This is a genomic window from Vibrio sp. Vb1127 (assembly GCF_033338735.1).
GTDB classification, from domain to species: domain Bacteria; phylum Pseudomonadota; class Gammaproteobacteria; order Enterobacterales; family Vibrionaceae; genus Vibrio; species Vibrio alginolyticus.
Genome location: NZ_JAWOTF010000005.1, coordinates 147,526 through 164,559, shown reverse-complemented (window position 1 = coordinate 164,559; position 17,034 = coordinate 147,526). Strand labels below are relative to the sequence as shown.

Genomic DNA, 17,034 nt, shown 5'->3' with positions numbered 1-17,034 from the left:
ACATGTTGTTAAGACGCATCCCCCTTTCAAGGACGTTATCAGTGCTTAGTGGATTTTTAGCATTTATTGCTATCGCCTCGATTACCGTTGGCCCAATGAACATTAGCTTTGCTGACAGTTTGCGTAGCCTAACGGGAGGCAGTTCTGATCTCGCTCCTCACATTCAGTTGGTCATTAACGAAATCCGATTGCCTCGCACCATTTTGTGTATGTTCATCGGCGCCATTTTGGCAATTTGTGGTGTGGTTATGCAGGGCTTGTTCCGTAACCCATTAGCCGAGCCTGGTATCATTGGTGTGTCTGCTGGCGCTGCTCTTGGTGGTGCATTCGCTATTGTTGTATTTGCTGAATTTAGCCAAAACTATCCGCAACTAATGAACTTAGCGGCTCTGCCTCTTTTTGCTTTCCTTGGCGGTGCACTAACGACTATTCTCGTTTATAAACTCGGCACAAGTAAGTTTGGTACCTCAGTTACAATTATGTTGTTAGCCGGCGTTGCCATCAGCGCGCTCTCGGGGGCTGCGATTGGCTACATGAACTTTATCGCAGATGATCAGATGCTGCGAGATTTGACGCTTTGGTCGATGGGCTCATTAGCTGGTGCAAATTGGTCAGGGATTGCTCTATCTGCTATAACACTCGTCATCCTATTGCTCTGGTTTCAGAAGAAGTCGATGGCGCTGAATGCTCTGTTGTTAGGGGAATCAGAAGCAAGACACTTAGGAGTTCCGGTTCAAAAACTCAAACGTCAGCTTATTTTACTTTCTGCACTGGGTGTTGGTATTACGGTGAGCATCAGTGGTGCAATTGGCTTTATTGGGCTCGTGATTCCTCACTTAGGGCGCATGCTCGCTGGGCCTGACCATCGAACGCTATTACCAATATCTGCCTTAATGGGAGCACTGCTTCTTACTGCCGCAGATATGTTTGCTCGTGTTGCCGTGGCACCAGCTGAATTACCAGTTGGAATCGTGACCGCATTGATTGGCGCGCCCTTTTTCATCTACTTATTGTTCCAGCAAAAAGGGAAGATTTTGTAATGAACCAGATCGTTTTATCGGGGAAAAACATTTCGATGACGTATGGCAACCGTGTGGTGCTCGATGACATCAACATTGATATCCGAGCTGGTGAAGTGACCGCCCTACTCGGCCCCAATGGCGCAGGTAAAAGTACTTTACTCAAGCTTCTATGCGGTGAGATCTCTTCGAATCATCACATCACCTACTTCGGCAAACAAAAGCATGATTGGGAGCCTGAAAAAAGCGCCAAACATATTGCAATGCTCCCGCAGCACAGCACCTTAACCTTCCCATTTCTAGCCAGAGAAGTAGTAGAGCTGGGGGCAATACCGCTATCACTGTCCAATAAAGAAACCACTAAACTGGCTTTACATTACATGGAACAAACCGACGTATTGCATTTAGCAGAAAGCCTGTACCCGTCTTTATCTGGTGGAGAAAAGCAACGACTGCATCTAGCACGAGTGATGACACAACTACATCAATCTGGCGAAAAACGAATCTTAATGCTTGATGAACCTACCTCAGCGTTGGATCTCGCCCACCAACACAACACGTTAAAGATTGCTCGTGAAACGGCAAAAGCACAAAACGCAGCGGTGGTTGTGGTGTTACATGACTTGAATCTAGCCTCTCAGTACGCAGACCGCCTTGTACTCTTGCATAACGGGAAACTAGTTTGTGATGACACGCCATGGAATACACTAACGTCAGAGCGCATTGAGCAAGTTTATGGCTATCGATCTATTGTGACAAAACATCCGACGCTAGACTTCCCTCAAGTGCATGCCGCAGCATAAAGCGTATTTCCTCTAAGCCGTCTCTAAAACACTTTGATACGACAAAGGCCCGCAATATAAGAATTGCGGGCCTTTGCTTTGATAGTGGCAGAATTTGGTGCTTTAAAGGCTATTACTTGCTCATTTGGATCAATGATCGACCAATCAACCACTCAAGCTCTTTGTCACCACCCGCACCAAACTGGCTTTCAACCATTTTGTATAAGCGGTCAATACCATTAGCAGCAAATTCTTGCGCATTTTCAGCGGTGACAATGTGATGGAATAGCAGTCGTAAAATCGCGAGAAACTCAGCATCTTCCAGCGCTTTAATCCAACTTTGTGAAAATGCATTTAATCCTTTATCAAACTCTAAGTGTTCAATAAACATTTTAAAGATACGGCCATCCAGTGCGGCGGTGAAGTCCGTTTTCTTAGGGAAGTGATGGCTAATACCGGTACGCGATATACCTGTCTGCTGGCTTAGCGTCGTGTACGACATTTTGTCGTAACCTAATCTGAGTAGCTGATCAATAACGGCATCCATGATCTTTTGGATAGTGATTTCGGTATCTTCTTTACTACGCTTTGGCATATTTTAAGCTCTTCTCTTTGTAAATCCATCTAACTCACTATTAAATGAGGCCAGAATGAAATCATTCTTAGCATTATACCCGGCTCGCCGATGCGGTTCGATTAGCGAAAACCTAGAAATCAGGTTGCTAAGCGCTGCACTTGAAAGCGCTTTGGGTATATGTATTGCGACTATTTAATATCATGTCGAGTTCCAAACCATAACGTCTTTACACTGCGTAATGTGTAATTTTCAGTTATGTTTTTGTCAATACATGCTACTCAAAATAAGGCGAAAAGTTAGTCTCATCAAAACCTTGCGCCAATTATTCATCGAAACTATTCAAAGACCAAGAATGATAATTATTAAAAATAATCAATCAAGAAATAGTCTTATAAATTAACCATTAGTTCAACTGGACTGAGCAAAATCTCGTCACTATGTTCGTTAATTGATTTTAAATGTTGATATATATCACATTAACGTTCTTGATGATTTAGTAATCCAATCTTTAACCCTTACTTAACAAGTGCCTATTCTGTTCCTTTTTTACGCAAAAGTCGTCATTTTTGTAGATACAGATCAAATACCTGATAGAATACCCTTAGTATTTACAAGAGGATTCGTTATGAGTGTCGAATTAGAAAAAAACCAAGTATGTGAGGCCTGCGGCTGTGCTGGCGAGATAGGCTTTATCATCAAAGAAGGTGACGAAGTTGCCGACGTAACGGTTTTCGCACAGACAAAAACAGAGCTAGAGTCTGAACTACAAAAATACATCGAGCTCGCTAAATCAGTATGTGCTGATGTTGAATACAATGTTTCAGAAATAACCGAAGAAGCGAACCAAGCGACGGCTCGATTCAAATTTGAAGTAAGTGCTGAAAAACTTATCTTTGAATTAAAAACTCGCTCACTCGCGCGTTAATGAAAAAAGCGAGCATGATGCTCGCTTTTATTTTTCCAATCTCTTAATCTTAAACCGCTCTAAATGAAACAGACAACTTCGGCGCGTTTATTTATCTTTTTTGAACACGACCCACTTTAACGAGCCATTGGTTTCAAAATCGTTCTCAGCGGTACACATCAGTAGTACGCCTTCAACATTAATCACGGCCCCTGTGGTGTAGGCTTTATCATCGTAGTAACAGATACGCTGACCTACCTTACCGTCAGCAACTATTAGCGCTTTGTTTTCTGGTGTACTGTATGATTTAGCAAAAACGGAACCCGACAGCAGTACTGCAAAAACACCAGCGGTAAAAATAGATACACTTTTTAACTTCATGAAAATCTCCCTCAAACCTCAATAATACTAACAAGGACCCTTGTGAAGTTCTTGGAAGAATCTCATATTATTCAAATATCTACTGATATTTTTCTCACCTCTACGCTTGAATCTGCTTCACATTCAATCATTTAATTTATCTCATTTTAGTAAGCTTGAAGTTACTTAGCGCAGTAAAGAAGCGCACACTTTTAGCGTGCATCTCTAATTTGAATATTTAAGTTATGAATCAAAAACTGTGAGCAAAAAATGCATAATAGGTTTATTTAAGTATAAGATAAGCACCTGTTGATCTCGGTATTTAACTAAATCTTTGACTATGCGTTTTGTTTCCCTATGCCTTACTTCAATCCTGCTCTGCTCGTCTCCTTTGGCATATGAGCTAGATTACTATTCTAAGTTTGGTCACATCGATAATTACGGCAATCTTGATCTTAGAAACAAGCCTTACACCCAACTCCCCTCTGGCCTAGTGGTAAAGGGCAACTTAAACATCTCACAAACCCCTATCAAAACCTTGCCCAAAGGGCTTGATGTTGAAGGCAGTCTGGAAGCAACTAACAGCGCACTCAAAGTTATTCGCTCAGGAACAAAGATAAAAGGCTATGCAAACCTACTAGGTAGTAAGATCGAAAACTGGCCTAAAGGCATAAAATTAGGCGGTTACCTAAACCTGACAGATACACCGCTAAAAGCGCTTCCAGCTAAACTTCGAGTAAAAGGTGATCTAAGTGTTATTCGCACTCCCATTTCTGATCTTCCTGAAGGATTAGTGGTTGATGGTAATCTCTATATTGGAGGATCAGCGCTGAAAGTATTTCCAGACACAATGACGGTGAAAGGGAATATCTATTTAGGTGGTAACAGGATCACAAAATGGCCCAGCAATTTAACCCTTGGTGGTGCCGTCGCACCTTAAAGAGCAGATAAACAAAAGCCCCGGCAGACCGAGGCTTTAAGGCATTCTGAATCAACGAGTTCAGTGACGAAGATTACTCTTGGTTATTCACAGGATTGGCATAGCTCGCCACCAAATAAGGTCTTGCTCCTTCAGGTAGCTGATCCAACTTATCCGAGAGATGACGCTTAACCGCTTCCGTAATGATGCTCGAATCTTCATGCCCAGCAGCTAACAAGTTGATTGGGTACAATTTGTAGTTGTTGTGAATTTGGCGGTCGATTTCACCAGCAAGAGCTTCCGGCGTTTCAAACTCTTGCTCAATCACATCACCAAACGCAACATGTACACGGCCTTTATAGCCAACGATACCTTGAATGATGCTTTCGATATCTTCAAATTCGCCTTTTTCATAGCGGCCATTTTCTGCTTTTTCGTACAGCTCTTTTGCTTTGGCAATGTCACATGGATCATTTTCATAGGCAATCGAGACAGGAACGATTTTCAGAGAACGCGTGTACTCACCAAAACTGATTTTTTGTTTACGACCTTCAACATGGAACATTTTTAAAATCGCAGGATCAGTAAAGTCGTTTCCATCTTTAGCACGACCTTCCTTTTGGGCAATCCAAATTGAATTGCCAGTATCAAGCGAATGTTTGATATAGCTTGACAGTTGTCCCAATGCTTTCATCATTTCTCTAGGCGCCTTAGCAGAGCGCTTAACGATGAAGCTCTTATTGAGTCGCATCAATTCTGTCGCACATGGCTTCTTCAGCAGGTTATCGCCAATCGCTATACGAACTGTACGGTGCCCACTTTGGTACAAGCCATAATTTACGAGCGCAGGGTCCATCGCAATATCACGGTGGTTAGAAACGAATAGGTATGACGTGTTTTTATCCAGCTTATCCAAACCAGAAAAAGTGACGCCATCCGTTGTCTTATTCAATGTATCTTTCAGATACTTCTTCACTTCAATCTGAATTGCTTCGACAGAATCAAGCTTGCTCCACTTGGCTTTCAGGTAGATTCGCAGGATCGGGCTCATTAGCGTTTTGAACCACGCTGCTTTATTAGCAAAGCGATGTTCTAGGATAGCAGTGATAAATTCATCATCTTGGATTAGACGATCCAGCGCTGCTGGAATTTCTTCGTCGTTGTAAGGACGAATTTCAATATAAGGATCGGTATTGGCTGTCATTGTTCATTACATATCAAAAAAAGCTGGCACATTTTACGCATAGTTTTGCTGACAAGCAGCATTTCAACCCATACTTTTAACATGGTCATACCAGTTAAGCCACCATTTATCATGCTAAAAAATTCTCTCAACAGGTTGGAATCGTATGGGTTTAACGTTACCCTTAGCGCCAAAAAACACTGGTACTCATAATGAACTACGCAATTGAATTTCACGACGCTAAATACCCCTTTCTTGATGTAGCTGCGCGTAAAAAAGCACTGAAGCACAGTCTACTATCTGTCATCGAAGGGTTAGCCGTCATTAAATTGGGTAAGCAGGAGTATGCCATTGAACCAGGCCAATATTTTTGGATTCCTCAAGGATGTTTGAGCTCCCTCACCTTTTTACCTAATTCTCGTGTATATCGTTGTGATTTTTCTGTGCGTTTAAATGACGACTTCTCACAACAGGCGGGCTTTGTGAAGCCTTCACCGCTACTAAAAGCGCTCGTCGAGAAGCTAGCAACAACTGCCGAACGCTCGGATCTGCAAACCGATCTACTGACAGTAGTAAGACATGAAGTATTGACGCTGTCTCCTAAACTAGCGCACTCAACGTTAACGAGAACCATCAATCAATGGACTCCTGGCTGTGACATGAATATTTCTAAAGAGCTTTGCTTGGTACTAACACTACGTGAAGCAAGAAAAATGAAACTGTCGGGGAAGAAGGAAGAGCAAATTGTTGACTCTCTTTTTGCTGGTAACACCGAAGAATATGAACAGCTTTGCTTTTTAGTCTTTGGAGAAACGCTATAACTTGCTCTTCAACAAGCTACGTCTTCAGCATTACGGACACAGAAAGTAGATTAAAACAAAAAGGGCGTACATTGATAATGTACGCCCTTTTTCATTTGCTTGAGATGTCTAGAAAGGTACTTCTATCTGCATCATCCAGTCAGCGTCATAATATTCGTGCCAACGATAATCAAACCGCATTCTTGGCTGTCCGTCTGATTTATCACCAAAACCAACGCTGAACATCAACCCGTGACTACGAAGCCACTCTTCTGTATCCATTTTACTCTCTTCGTCTCGGAGCTCTTCCGGCATCCAAAAACCAAGACCAAAGTAATTCTTTTCTAAGTTTTGAGTTAGAAGTGGGGTCTCTTCCGGCTTAATCGCCCACTCCTCCCAATAGTTTTCTGTTGGTCCTTCAAGCTTCGCTTCCGCTGCATACCAAATCAATGCTTCAGTACTTAACACGCCGATGGAATCTAAAATTTCTTCACAGATAGGAAGAGTGTTATCTTCAAACACCACGGAACGATCAGAAAAATAGTTACACGCGGAATGAGCTTGTGTCACCACAAGCAGCGCACATGCACTAAATAAAACGACTCTGACCATGAAAATCTGACCTCTCAGTTCCCAGACAATGTTTCTCTGTATAAGCCTTTACTAAGTAATAAATCACGTACGGAAGGTGTTGTATAGGCGCCGATCTCTTCACCCTCGGCCAATGCTTTGCGAATATCTGTGCTTCTTACTTTTACTTTTTCAGGACATGCCATAACAGTCCAACGTTCCGTAATCTCTTCAGCTCTACTAAATTTAGCAAATTTGAAGAAATTATCAGGACCAATGACAAAAGTTATATCGGCAGTTGGGTAGATTTCTTGAATTTTTTCTAACAACGCATAGGTCGTCACACTTTGTCCAGGTTGGTATAAAGCTTGCTCTGCATCAGAACGCTGAACATTAGAAAGCCCCATATCCTTGATGAACACATCAACCATTTTGCACCGAGTTGGGTAATCAAGCATGTTCTTGCCCCAAGCGTGTGCAATGCTTGGCTCAAGTAGCACAAGATCAAAGTGGCTCAAAGACTCAATAACACTTTTATGCCCTAAACTAGGTGGGTTAAATGCACTACCAAAAATGGCGATTTTTTTCATATCCGGTGATTACCTGGTTGAAGAGAGTTTTCTAATCTGATGATTTCGGTATGATACTACTAATCTTTACAGCTTTTGACCCTAAAGTCGCGTTTAATGAGCCTCAACTGTATGGTTTATCACCATTTGAGCAAATGCGCTTTAGAGTCTGAAATATTTGCAGGAAAAGGAACCCTAAATGGAACAATCCATCCGTGACGAAATGCGCGTACTCCCTTCAATTGATCCGCATTTTGAAATTGAACGCCGTGTCGCTTTTATTAAGCGTAAATTGCAAGAAGCGGGCTGTAAGTCTCTTGTTCTTGGCATCAGCGGTGGCGTTGACTCAACGACATGTGGTCGTTTAGCTCAGTTGGCTGTAGACCAACTAAACGAAGAAGCGGGCAACAATAGCTACCAATTTATCGCAGTTCGCCTGCCTTACGGGGAGCAAAAAGATGAAGATGAGGCTCAGCTCGCTCTGTCTTTTATCCAGCCAACCCATTCTGTATCGGTGAACATCAAAGCAGGTGTTGACGGGCTTCATTCGGCTTCTCACGTTGCATTAGAAGGCACAGACCTTCTACCAACTGATGCAGAAAAAGTCGACTTCGTAAAAGGCAATGTAAAAGCGCGTGCTCGCATGGTTGCTCAATACGAGATCGCGGGCTACGTAGGCGGCCTTGTTCTTGGTACTGATCACTCAGCAGAAAACATCACTGGTTTCTACACTAAATTTGGTGATGGCGCTTGTGACATGGCACCATTGTTCGGATTAAGTAAGCGCCAAGTTCGTGAAGTGGCTGCTACATTGGGTGCACCTGAGCAACTAGTGAAGAAAGTGCCAACGGCAGACTTAGAAGAGCTTGCTCCACAGAAAGCAGACGAAGATGCCCTAAGCCTAACTTACGAGCAAATCGACGACTTCTTAGAGGGCAAACCTGTTCCACAGCAAGTGAGTGACCGTCTGGTAGCGATTTACAAAGCAACGCAGCACAAACGCCAGCCAATCCCGACGATTTACGACTAAGCGATATTTTCAGCTCTCTTTAAAACTCAAAACGCTGCTAAAAATAGCAGCGTTTTTTGTCTAGGAACAGTTTTTGTCGAAGGACAAAATTGCTCTCGCCTAGTTGGTTACTGTTACGTCCGTCTCTGGCACAGCACAACACGCCAATACGGTTCCCATTGCACGTTCCTCATCTGTCAACGCAGGCACGTCCGGATGATGTACTTGACCCGACGTAAGCTGAACCTTACACGCGCCGCATAAGCCAGCACGACAGCTATTGCTAACAACCTTCCCTGCGTCTTCAAGCTGATCTAACAACGTTTTCTGATTATTCCCTACAACTTTCGTCCCATTGAAATCGATCGCTATGCTCTTCTCTGGTCTTGAAGTGACTGAAGATACGCCAAACGCTTCTTGATGGTAGTTTTCTTCTGGCAGCCCTTTTCTTAGCAGGAGATTTTTCGCTTTCTCCATAAAACCATCAGGACCACACACAAACACTTGGCGCTGTTCAACATCTTTGATTTGCTTAATGTGTGACAAACTTAAACGCCCTTTCAAACCAAACCAATCAACAGCAGGTTGCGTTAAACAGACTTTTACTTCTAGCGCTGGGTGCTCACGCTTTAACTGCTCCAACTCTGAGCGACAAGGAATATCATTCTCGGTGCGACATTGATGGTAGAAAACCACGTTATCCAACTGATTGTGATCCGCTAAGTAACGCACCATTGATAACATTGGTGTTACTCCACTACCCGCAGAGAGTAACAACAGAGGCTGCGCTTCATGCGTTTTAAGGTGGAACTGACCGTCAGGTTGTTCTGCCTCTAAAACATCACCGACTTGTAAGTTGTCTAAGAGTGAGTTAGAGACTCTTCCACCCGCGATACGCTTTACAGAAATAGCATAACGACCCGGGCGAGAAGGACTGGATGATAAGGTATAGCGTCGACCCACTTTCTTACCATCAATATTCACCTCTATTGGCAGGTGTTGTCCTGGCAAGTAATTAGGCAACGAACCTTTGTTTGGCTCTAACCATAAGGTCACAAAGTCTTGGGCAATTTCTTCACGCTCAACACATGTAAGCTTCATGCGCACTGGCGAGTTATCTACGTAAAACTCCGGCTCTTTGTACTCCAATACTTCAACTTTATCGCCTTGACGAATAATGCCTTCATTTCGCGCTACAAGATTCTGGCCAAAGAACACACCACCGACATCGTTTGCACGGAACTGTTGCAAGGTTTTGAGCGGCTCTTTGCTCTCACGGAATGTGCCTCTTTGGGTATTCACCGTAGTCAGGATACAGCGCTCGCAAGGTTTGAGAGACTCAAACTCTACCTCACCGATTCGTATGCGCTTCCATGAATCTTCTTCAAATGGCTTAGTATCAGAGACAACTAAGTTAGTACGAAACTGATCCATTGAGTGTAGCTCTGAACTTCTTCGGTTCAGCTCATCAAGTGAAGCTTGGCTGATCACTAAAACCGGATAACCATCAGCAAAACTGACGTTTTGACCTAGCTTTTCACGGACACGATTCGATTGCTCACCACTAAACAACAACTCAACGCGTTGCCCCAACACACGACTAAACCAGTCATCTGCATCATCTGTCGTGGTATAGGCAGTAAATGTATCTTTCCAAACCGTTGCAGGTGTCTCCTGCATTTTGAAATCTTGGTAACGGATTTTAAGTGGCTCCATACCCAAACTACTAAACACCACTCCATCGGACAATAAGGCAGACTTAATGGTTACCATTTGCGGATACTTTCGCGCAGTGATCATCGAGCCATCAGCTTTCGCAATCATAAAGCGACGATCGAAGCTCAATCCTTGCTTCTCAACCCATACGGACGACAGCGATAATCCGCCAACTGACTTAACCGGAAAAACATTAATTTGGGATAAAACGGGTTGCGACATGGCCTTCTTCCTACGGGTGTTTTTTATTTGTTGCGGTATTGTATACTCAAATCACATTAAGTTGCAGAGTCTACTGCCTCTTCATCCATCGCAACTTTCTCGAAACCATATTCTTATAAATTTGGTTTTAGTGACAAGTATTTACTACACTCAATATTCGCGTTTTTTAACACCGTTCTGACCAAATACCGTTTGATAAAGTGTGATACGACACACATAATTCACCCAAGTTATCACTACTCCCATTTATCGATTTGGAGCTTAATTATGGATACAAGAAAACTGGTTCTGATTTTGTTATGTATCTTTCTTCCGCCTGTCGCGGTGTTTATGGAGAAAGGTCTAAATAAAGACTTTTTGATTAATCTAATATTGACGTGTTTCTTCTTTCTACCAGGTACGATCCACGCGCTTTGGTTAACAATGAAGTAACCACTTACACTCTCACTCTTTATAAAATTGAAAAATGGGATGAAATATGAGGGCAATTCCTCTATCATCCTGTCGCCTAAGCGCAAGCGTTTGCTCAAAAGCAAATACGGCGCTTAGGCTCCAATCAGACAACTTTTCAATGGTGGGAGCAATTAATGACAACACTGACTATCACTCGTCCTGACGACTGGCACGTTCACTTACGCGATGGGGAAGTTCTTAAAGACACCGTTCGCGACATCAGCCGCTACAATGGCCGTGCGCTGATTATGCCAAATACCGTCCCACCTGTTACTACAACTGAGCTCGCCCTAGCCTACCGTGACCGAATTCTCAAAGAGCAACATGGCGAACAGTTTGAGCCTTTAATGGCGCTTTACCTTACAGATAACACGACACCAGACGAAATACGTAAGGCTAAAGCAACCGGACACATTGTTGCTGCCAAGCTCTATCCTGCAGGCGCTACCACAAACTCAGATTCCGGTGTGACCAATGCGAAGAACATTTACCACGTTCTCGAAGCGATGGAAGAAGTAGGAATGTTACTTTTGGTTCATGGGGAAGTAACACATCACGATGTTGATATCTTCGACCGAGAGAAAGAATTCCTTGATACTGTCCTCGCTCCTATCGTCAATGATTTCCCTAATCTTAAAATCGTACTAGAACATATCACCACCGCCGACGCAGCAAACTTCGTTAACAATGCCTCAGACAACGTAGCGGCTACCATCACTGCCCACCACCTTCTTTTCAACCGTAACCACATGCTTGTGGGTGGTATTAAACCTCATTTCTACTGTTTGCCAATTCTTAAGCGCGGAACCCACCAGCAAGCGCTGATCGAAGCAGCAACTAGTGGTAGCAAGAAGTTTTTCCTAGGTACAGACTCAGCGCCACATGCGAAAGGGGCAAAAGAATCGGCTTGCGGTTGTGCTGGTTCTTACACTGCACACGCTGCGCTAGAGCTTTATGCAGAAGTCTTCGAAAAAGAAGGCAAGTTGGAAAACTTGGAAGCTTTCGCAAGCTTCAACGGTCCTGATTTTTACTGCATTGCACGTAACACAGATACGGTAACGTTAGAAAAATCCGCTTGGGATGTGCCAGAAACGATGCCATTTGGCAATGCTATCGTTGTGCCTATTCGAGCAAATGAACAGATCGAGTGGAAAGTGAAGTAAGTACTTTACTGACGTTTCACCCATAAAACAGGGTCATGCTTTTTGTAAAAAGAAGTCATGACCCTTGTTATTATCGTCTCATGTTTTAGATGTGATTATTGACCACGAAGCTTTTCAACCATCGTCCATACCGCAACCACAACCAACCCCGCCACAAAGCCGATAATACCGTTCAGTAAAATAGGCAAAATGGCTGTAGCAACCGAATGACCACTAAAGTTCATAATAATCGGCTCTACAAAGTGATGAATGGCTGGCACGTTGTGCACCACAATTCCTCCACCCACCAAAAACATCGCAGCAGTTCCTACAATGGTTAACAACTTCATCAACTTTGGTGCAAAAGCGACCAAGGCCCCTCCGACTTTCGCTACCCAACCTTTACCGTTTGAGCGACTTTCAAGGTAAAGGCCTAAATCATCTAGCTTCACAATCCCAGCGACTAGTCCATAAACTCCAACCGTCATAATCACTGCAATTAAACTGACAACTAAAATTTGCGTAACAAGACTGGCTCCTGTCACGGTACCTAACGCAATCACGATGATCTCTGCTGAAAGGATAAAGTCTGTTCGAATCGCACCAGAAACTTTACGCTTTTCATACTCTTCTATCGACTCGCCAGTATTAACTAGCTCCTCTTTTTCTTCGTGCGGATGCGAGTGAGGAAACACTTTTTCAAGTACTTTCTCTGCCCCTTCAAAGCAGAGAAATAAGCCGCCAATTAGCAATAATGGCATAATAAGCCATGGAATAATCGCGCTAATAAGTAAAGCTGAAGGAACTAAAATCAATTTATTTTTGAATGAGCCTTTTGCAACCGCCCAAACCACTGGAATCTCTCGCTCAGATGCAACACCAGACACTTGTTGAGCGTTTAACGCTAGATCATCTCCCAATACACCTGCGGTTTTCTTTGCCGCCATTTTTGACATTAAGGCGACATCATCAAGCACCGTGGCAATATCGTCCAACAGTGTGAGTAAACTTGCTCCAGCCATTTTTTGTCTCTTATATGAAATTGAGTAAGTAACAAAATGTAACACCAATGAATCACTCATCAAAGTGATGATTTTGCAAAGAATACCACCCCAAATGGTGTTTTATATTGCCGTAAAGATAAGACAGGTCTAGTCTTGTGATACCTTTCAGCAGTCAAAAGAAAAAGTATAGATGAAAAGTGGATACATTTACCCGATCGGTACTCCTGGCCAACCTTGGAACGAAGAAGAACGTAAAGCTTGGTTAGCAACGCAAGAAGTAAAACGTAGCTACCAAGATGAAGTCGTCAGTAAAATCGATGCCCTACGCGAGCGTTTTGATGTTGAACAATATGGTGCGCTCTCATACAACGAGGCACGCTTCCCTCTGTTTTGTATCAAAACACGCAATTGGGATTCAACTAAACCTGCTGTGTTGGTCACAGGCGGCGTGCACGGTTACGAAACCAGCGGTGTACATGGCGCATTAAAGTTTGTAGAAACAGAAGCAGAGCGCTATGCAGAGCATTTCAATATTGTCGTTGCACCCTGCGTAAGCCCTTGGGGTTACGAGGTGATCAACCGCTGGAATCCAAACGCGATTGATCCAAACCGCTCTTTCTATAAGGATAGCCCTGCCGAAGAGTCCGCTAACCTCATAAAGCTAGTTGCAACTTTAGGCGATGTGTTAATGCACATTGATCTACATGAAACGACAGATTCTGACGAAACTGAGTTCCGTCCAGCCTTAGCTGCTCGTGATGGTATTGAGTACATTGAAGGTATGATCCCAGATGGCTTTTACACGGTGGGAGATAGTGAAAACCCTCAGCCTGACTTCCAAAAAGCGGTCATTAAGTCAGTTGCAAAAGTGACTCACATTGCACCAGCAGATGAAAACGGCGAAATCATTGGTTCACCCGTCGTACAGTTTGGCGTTATCAACTACCCAATGGTAAAACTGGGCCTGTGTGGCGGCGTAACAAATTGCGTTTACGGCACGACAACGGAAGTGTACCCAGACAGCCCAACGGTGACCGACGAAGAATGCAACGATGCACAGGTTGCAGCCGTAGTTGGTGGTTTGAATTACGTACTAAGTAAGCTCGAATAACACAGGTTAACAATAAAGCAACTGACGATGTCTTTGAATTGTGAATCAGCTTTACTTTGCTCCAAAAGCAAGTTGAGACATTAATCCGCTAGTTTATTAGAAATTACCGCATTAACATCGCTAACACTGAAGATGCGAAGCATCACGACTTTATGACGCTATTTTAATGCGGTATCTAATAAATCCTAAAATACAAACGACATCTAGACATCATCGTCACTACTAACTCCTCTTCCTGAACAAACTATCGTCATACCATTTAAATCAAACCTCAACCAACGAGCTTCTGAAGCGAAAAACATCCTTAAACAATAAGAAAGCTTAATGCTCTTTGGCTTTATTTTTTAACCACTTACCCAAAAGCACATGCATTAGCCATTGCCTTGTTTTTTATACGCGATTGATCTTTTTAGAGAAACATATATGAACCTCATTGCTTAACCGAAAAAACAAAGATATAATGAAAATAATTATCATTTGTATTTTAATTTTAAATCGAGAACCTCTTTCTCTTTGCATTGAAAGCGGCACTTTTCTTTTGCTAGTTAATCCAGTTTTAAAGCCAAATCAGCACGTTGAATTTTTAGGTATGGCCTAGTGATACTTTGAGGGCTGGATTGTGACCTTAATGTTTATAAAAAATAACTTGGTTATGTTTTGTTGGAATTTAGAACCTATATGCGAATAGATATTCATTATTCGTATTCCATCCCCAAGTCATAAGTTAAGAGAAACTCATTTTATTTTGGGGCAGATTCTGTATGAGTATTCACGTAGTAAGCCTGTTTTTTATACTGTGCTTAACTTCAATTTTCGTCGGCGCAAACCAACTAGATTGGTCGTTATTGCTGACCATGGATGACAAAGCTTGGCTACCGATTACTGCTAGCAGATTACCAAGGCTAATCGCACTAATTCTTACCGGATCTGGTCTCGCAATATGTGGTGTTATTCTTCAACATATTGTTAGAAATCGTTTTGTTGAGCCGGGCACCACAGGCGGTATCGATGCGGCAAAGCTCGGTATTTTGGTATCTATCGTCATGCTTCCATCCTCAGACAAGCTTGAACGTATGCTCTTCGCCGTACTATTTTGCTTCGCCGCTGGCCTTATCTACATTGCCATCGTACGAAAAATTAAATTCAGTAACTCTGCGTTAATACCTGTGATTGGGCTTATGTTTGGTAGTGTAATAAGTGCTATAGCGGAGTTTTATGCTTATCAAAACAACATCTTACAGAGTATGTCCGGTTGGTTAATGGGAGATTTCTCCAAAGTGGTCCAAGAACACTATGAAATAATTTTCTTGATTTTACCCATCACCCTACTGACTTACTTATATGCACATAAGTTTACTGTGATGGGAATGGGCGAAGATGTTGCGTCCAACTTAGGAATTAATATTGCGTTCACTGCCGCCTTGGGTCTAATGCTAGTTTCCGTGACAGTTGCTATAACAGTGGTGACCGTAGGTGCCATTCATTTTATCGGTTTAGTCATACCTAACCTAGTCGCACTAAAATATGGCGATCACCTTAAAAACACCCTACCAATCGTTGCACTAGGCGGCGCTTCGTTACTTATTTTTTGCGATGTCATAGGCAGAGTTGTTGCCTTTCCTTTTGAAGTCCCAATTGGATTAACAGCCAGTGCTATCGGGGGAGTCATGTTTCTTGTGTTTCTTTTGAAAGGAGCACGAGTATGAGATCACATTACTCAAACATGCGAGTGAGCATTATACTCGTTTGCATACTGTCTATCGCCTTTATCTTTACAAGCTCTGGGTGGGATTTTGATTACGTCATCCCTAAGAGGCTGATTAAACTTGGTGCCATAGTTATTGGGGGCAGCTGCGTGGCCATCTCTACTGTTATTTTCCAAGCTTTAGCTGGTAATCGTATTCTTACGCCATCCATTATGGGATATGAGTCGGTTTATCTGGTTTGGCAAACCCTACTCTTATTACTAGGGGGCACTTCTGGCATTGCTACATTAGGTGTTGTCGGTATTTTCGCTGTCTCTGCAATACTCATTCTGTTGTATTCCTTAGCGATTCAATCTTGGGTACTCAATAGATTTAAACATGACATGCACCAAGTTCTGCTGATTGGCTTTGTTTTGACAATGGTGCTGACAACTCTTGCTCAATTTATCCAGCTCAGAATAAGCCCTGGAGAATTCTCTATCCTTCAAGGGCTCAGCTATACCTCGTTTGCGCGAGCGAAACCTTCTACGTTACTTTTTTCCAGTATTGCGTTAAGCGTTTTGGCACTCTTTGCTAACAGATGGTCACGCGAGCTAGATGTGATAGGTCTAGGTCGAGACCAAGCGATGTCATTAGGACTAAATGATAAGCAATATGTACCAAAGTTCTTTGCTGTAATCGCCATTTTAGTAGCAATTTCGACGAGCTTGATTGGCCCAACGGCTTTTATGGGAATTTTTATTGCCAATATTGCTTATTCCGTTACTAGCGCACCGAACTACAGACACATATTGCTCGTTGCTTGTGCTATTGCAATTGTCATGTTCTTGTCTGGTCAACTTCTGGTAGAGCACTTATTTAACTTTAAAACCACCGTCTCTATTTTGGTGAATGTCCTTTGTGGGGGATATTTCCTAGCCATCACGATAAGAACAAGAAGCCAAATATGAAAACTGTTACTCGCCTGTTTAAAGACAACTCACTGACA

At 42.8% G+C, this 17,034-nt stretch carries 18 protein-coding genes; 11 read left to right on the top strand and 7 right to left on the bottom strand.

What is annotated here, in order from left to right; translation table 11 throughout:
• The first annotated feature begins 2 nt into the window (after positions 1-2).
• Together R7H07_RS09800 and R7H07_RS09795 are read left to right on the top strand one after the other, a co-directional pair.
• Positions 3-1,040, top strand: a complete 1,038-nt coding sequence (locus R7H07_RS09800) for a FecCD family ABC transporter permease (protein ID WP_206958980.1) — start codon at positions 3-5, stop codon at positions 1,038-1,040.
• Complete coding sequence (locus R7H07_RS09795) at positions 1,040-1,822, top strand: heme ABC transporter ATP-binding protein (RefSeq protein WP_206958982.1); 783 nt, start codon at positions 1,040-1,042, stop codon at positions 1,820-1,822. The genes R7H07_RS09800 and R7H07_RS09795 overlap by 1 nt, the downstream gene beginning before the upstream one ends.
• Before the next feature lie 112 nt (positions 1,823-1,934).
• Here R7H07_RS09795 and R7H07_RS09790 read toward each other — a convergent pair whose 3' ends face one another.
• Positions 1,935-2,396, bottom strand: coding sequence for a TetR/AcrR family transcriptional regulator (locus R7H07_RS09790; RefSeq protein WP_005385033.1), 462 nt, complete (start codon positions 2,394-2,396; stop codon positions 1,935-1,937).
• A gap of 607 nt (positions 2,397-3,003) precedes the next feature.
• Here R7H07_RS09790 and R7H07_RS09785 point away from each other — a divergent pair.
• Positions 3,004-3,303: a YfcZ/YiiS family protein gene (locus tag R7H07_RS09785; protein ID WP_005385031.1), complete on the top strand. Its 300-nt coding sequence runs from the start codon at positions 3,004-3,006 to the stop codon at positions 3,301-3,303.
• An 87-nt stretch (positions 3,304-3,390) separates the two neighbouring features.
• Here R7H07_RS09785 and R7H07_RS09780 read toward each other — a convergent pair whose 3' ends face one another.
• Positions 3,391-3,663, bottom strand: coding sequence for a YnjH family protein (locus R7H07_RS09780; protein WP_005375306.1), 273 nt, complete (start codon positions 3,661-3,663; stop codon positions 3,391-3,393).
• A gap of 319 nt (positions 3,664-3,982) precedes the next feature.
• Between R7H07_RS09780 and R7H07_RS09775 the strand changes: the two genes are divergently transcribed.
• Complete coding sequence (locus R7H07_RS09775) at positions 3,983-4,582, top strand: hypothetical protein (RefSeq protein ID WP_005375305.1); 600 nt, start codon at positions 3,983-3,985, stop codon at positions 4,580-4,582.
• A 73-nt stretch (positions 4,583-4,655) separates the two neighbouring features.
• Here R7H07_RS09775 and R7H07_RS09770 read toward each other — a convergent pair whose 3' ends face one another.
• Positions 4,656-5,765 (bottom strand): 1-acyl-sn-glycerol-3-phosphate acyltransferase, encoded by a 1,110-nt coding sequence (locus R7H07_RS09770; RefSeq protein WP_065275430.1) that lies wholly within the window; start codon positions 5,763-5,765, stop codon positions 4,656-4,658.
• A gap of 191 nt (positions 5,766-5,956) precedes the next feature.
• Here R7H07_RS09770 and R7H07_RS09765 point away from each other — a divergent pair, with 191 nt between their 5' ends.
• Positions 5,957-6,565 carry an AraC family transcriptional regulator gene (locus R7H07_RS09765; protein ID WP_065275431.1) on the top strand — a complete coding sequence of 203 codons (609 nt, stop codon included), beginning with the start codon at positions 5,957-5,959 and terminating at the stop codon, positions 6,563-6,565.
• A 108-nt stretch (positions 6,566-6,673) separates the two neighbouring features.
• On the opposite strand, the gene R7H07_RS09760 is transcribed toward R7H07_RS09765, so the two are convergent.
• Both R7H07_RS09760 and R7H07_RS09755 read right to left on the bottom strand, forming a co-directional pair.
• Entirely contained in the window at positions 6,674-7,156 is a 483-nt protein-coding gene (locus R7H07_RS09760) for a hypothetical protein (protein WP_005375301.1), read from the bottom strand.
• 14 nt (positions 7,157-7,170) lie between these two features.
• A complete protein-coding gene (locus tag R7H07_RS09755; protein ID WP_065275432.1) occupies positions 7,171-7,704 on the bottom strand; it encodes a nicotinate-nicotinamide nucleotide adenylyltransferase in 534 nt (177 codons plus the stop codon).
• Positions 7,705-7,882: 178 nt separating this feature from the next.
• Here R7H07_RS09755 and nadE point away from each other — a divergent pair, with 178 nt between their 5' ends.
• Positions 7,883-8,713, top strand: a complete 831-nt coding sequence (gene nadE / locus R7H07_RS09750; protein WP_065275433.1) for an ammonia-dependent NAD(+) synthetase — start codon at positions 7,883-7,885, stop codon at positions 8,711-8,713.
• A gap of 99 nt (positions 8,714-8,812) precedes the next feature.
• On the opposite strand, the gene R7H07_RS09745 is transcribed toward nadE, so the two are convergent.
• Positions 8,813-10,630, bottom strand: coding sequence for a hybrid-cluster NAD(P)-dependent oxidoreductase (locus tag R7H07_RS09745; RefSeq protein WP_206958984.1), 1,818 nt, complete (start codon positions 10,628-10,630; stop codon positions 8,813-8,815).
• A gap of 267 nt (positions 10,631-10,897) precedes the next feature.
• Here R7H07_RS09745 and R7H07_RS09740 point away from each other — a divergent pair, with 267 nt between their 5' ends.
• Entirely contained in the window at positions 10,898-11,062 is a 165-nt protein-coding gene (locus R7H07_RS09740) for a YqaE/Pmp3 family membrane protein (protein ID WP_005375297.1), read from the top strand.
• 155 nt (positions 11,063-11,217) lie between these two features.
• On the top strand, positions 11,218-12,246 hold the full coding sequence (pyrC, locus tag R7H07_RS09735) for a dihydroorotase (RefSeq protein WP_206958986.1): 1,029 nt from the start codon (positions 11,218-11,220) through the stop codon (positions 12,244-12,246).
• Between the two features lie 95 nt (positions 12,247-12,341).
• Here the strand turns inward: pyrC and R7H07_RS09730 are convergent, their stop codons facing one another.
• Entirely contained in the window at positions 12,342-13,247 is a 906-nt protein-coding gene (locus R7H07_RS09730) for a DUF808 domain-containing protein (RefSeq protein WP_017821242.1), read from the bottom strand.
• A 172-nt stretch (positions 13,248-13,419) separates the two neighbouring features.
• Here R7H07_RS09730 and R7H07_RS09725 point away from each other — a divergent pair, with 172 nt between their 5' ends.
• The 3 genes from R7H07_RS09725 (at position 13,420) to R7H07_RS09715 (ending at position 16,996) form a co-directional block, all read left to right on the top strand.
• Complete coding sequence (locus R7H07_RS09725; protein ID WP_206958989.1) at positions 13,420-14,340, top strand: M14 family metallocarboxypeptidase; 921 nt, start codon at positions 13,420-13,422, stop codon at positions 14,338-14,340.
• A 761-nt stretch (positions 14,341-15,101) separates the two neighbouring features.
• The gene (locus tag R7H07_RS09720; RefSeq protein WP_191116398.1) at positions 15,102-16,046 is read left to right on the top strand and encodes an ABC transporter permease; all 945 of its coding nucleotides are present in this window, start codon (positions 15,102-15,104) and stop codon (positions 16,044-16,046) included.
• The gene (locus R7H07_RS09715; RefSeq protein WP_277987611.1) at positions 16,043-16,996 is read left to right on the top strand and encodes an iron chelate uptake ABC transporter family permease subunit; all 954 of its coding nucleotides are present in this window, start codon (positions 16,043-16,045) and stop codon (positions 16,994-16,996) included. The genes R7H07_RS09720 and R7H07_RS09715 overlap by 4 nt, the downstream gene beginning before the upstream one ends.
• Positions 16,997-17,034 lie beyond the last annotated feature (38 nt).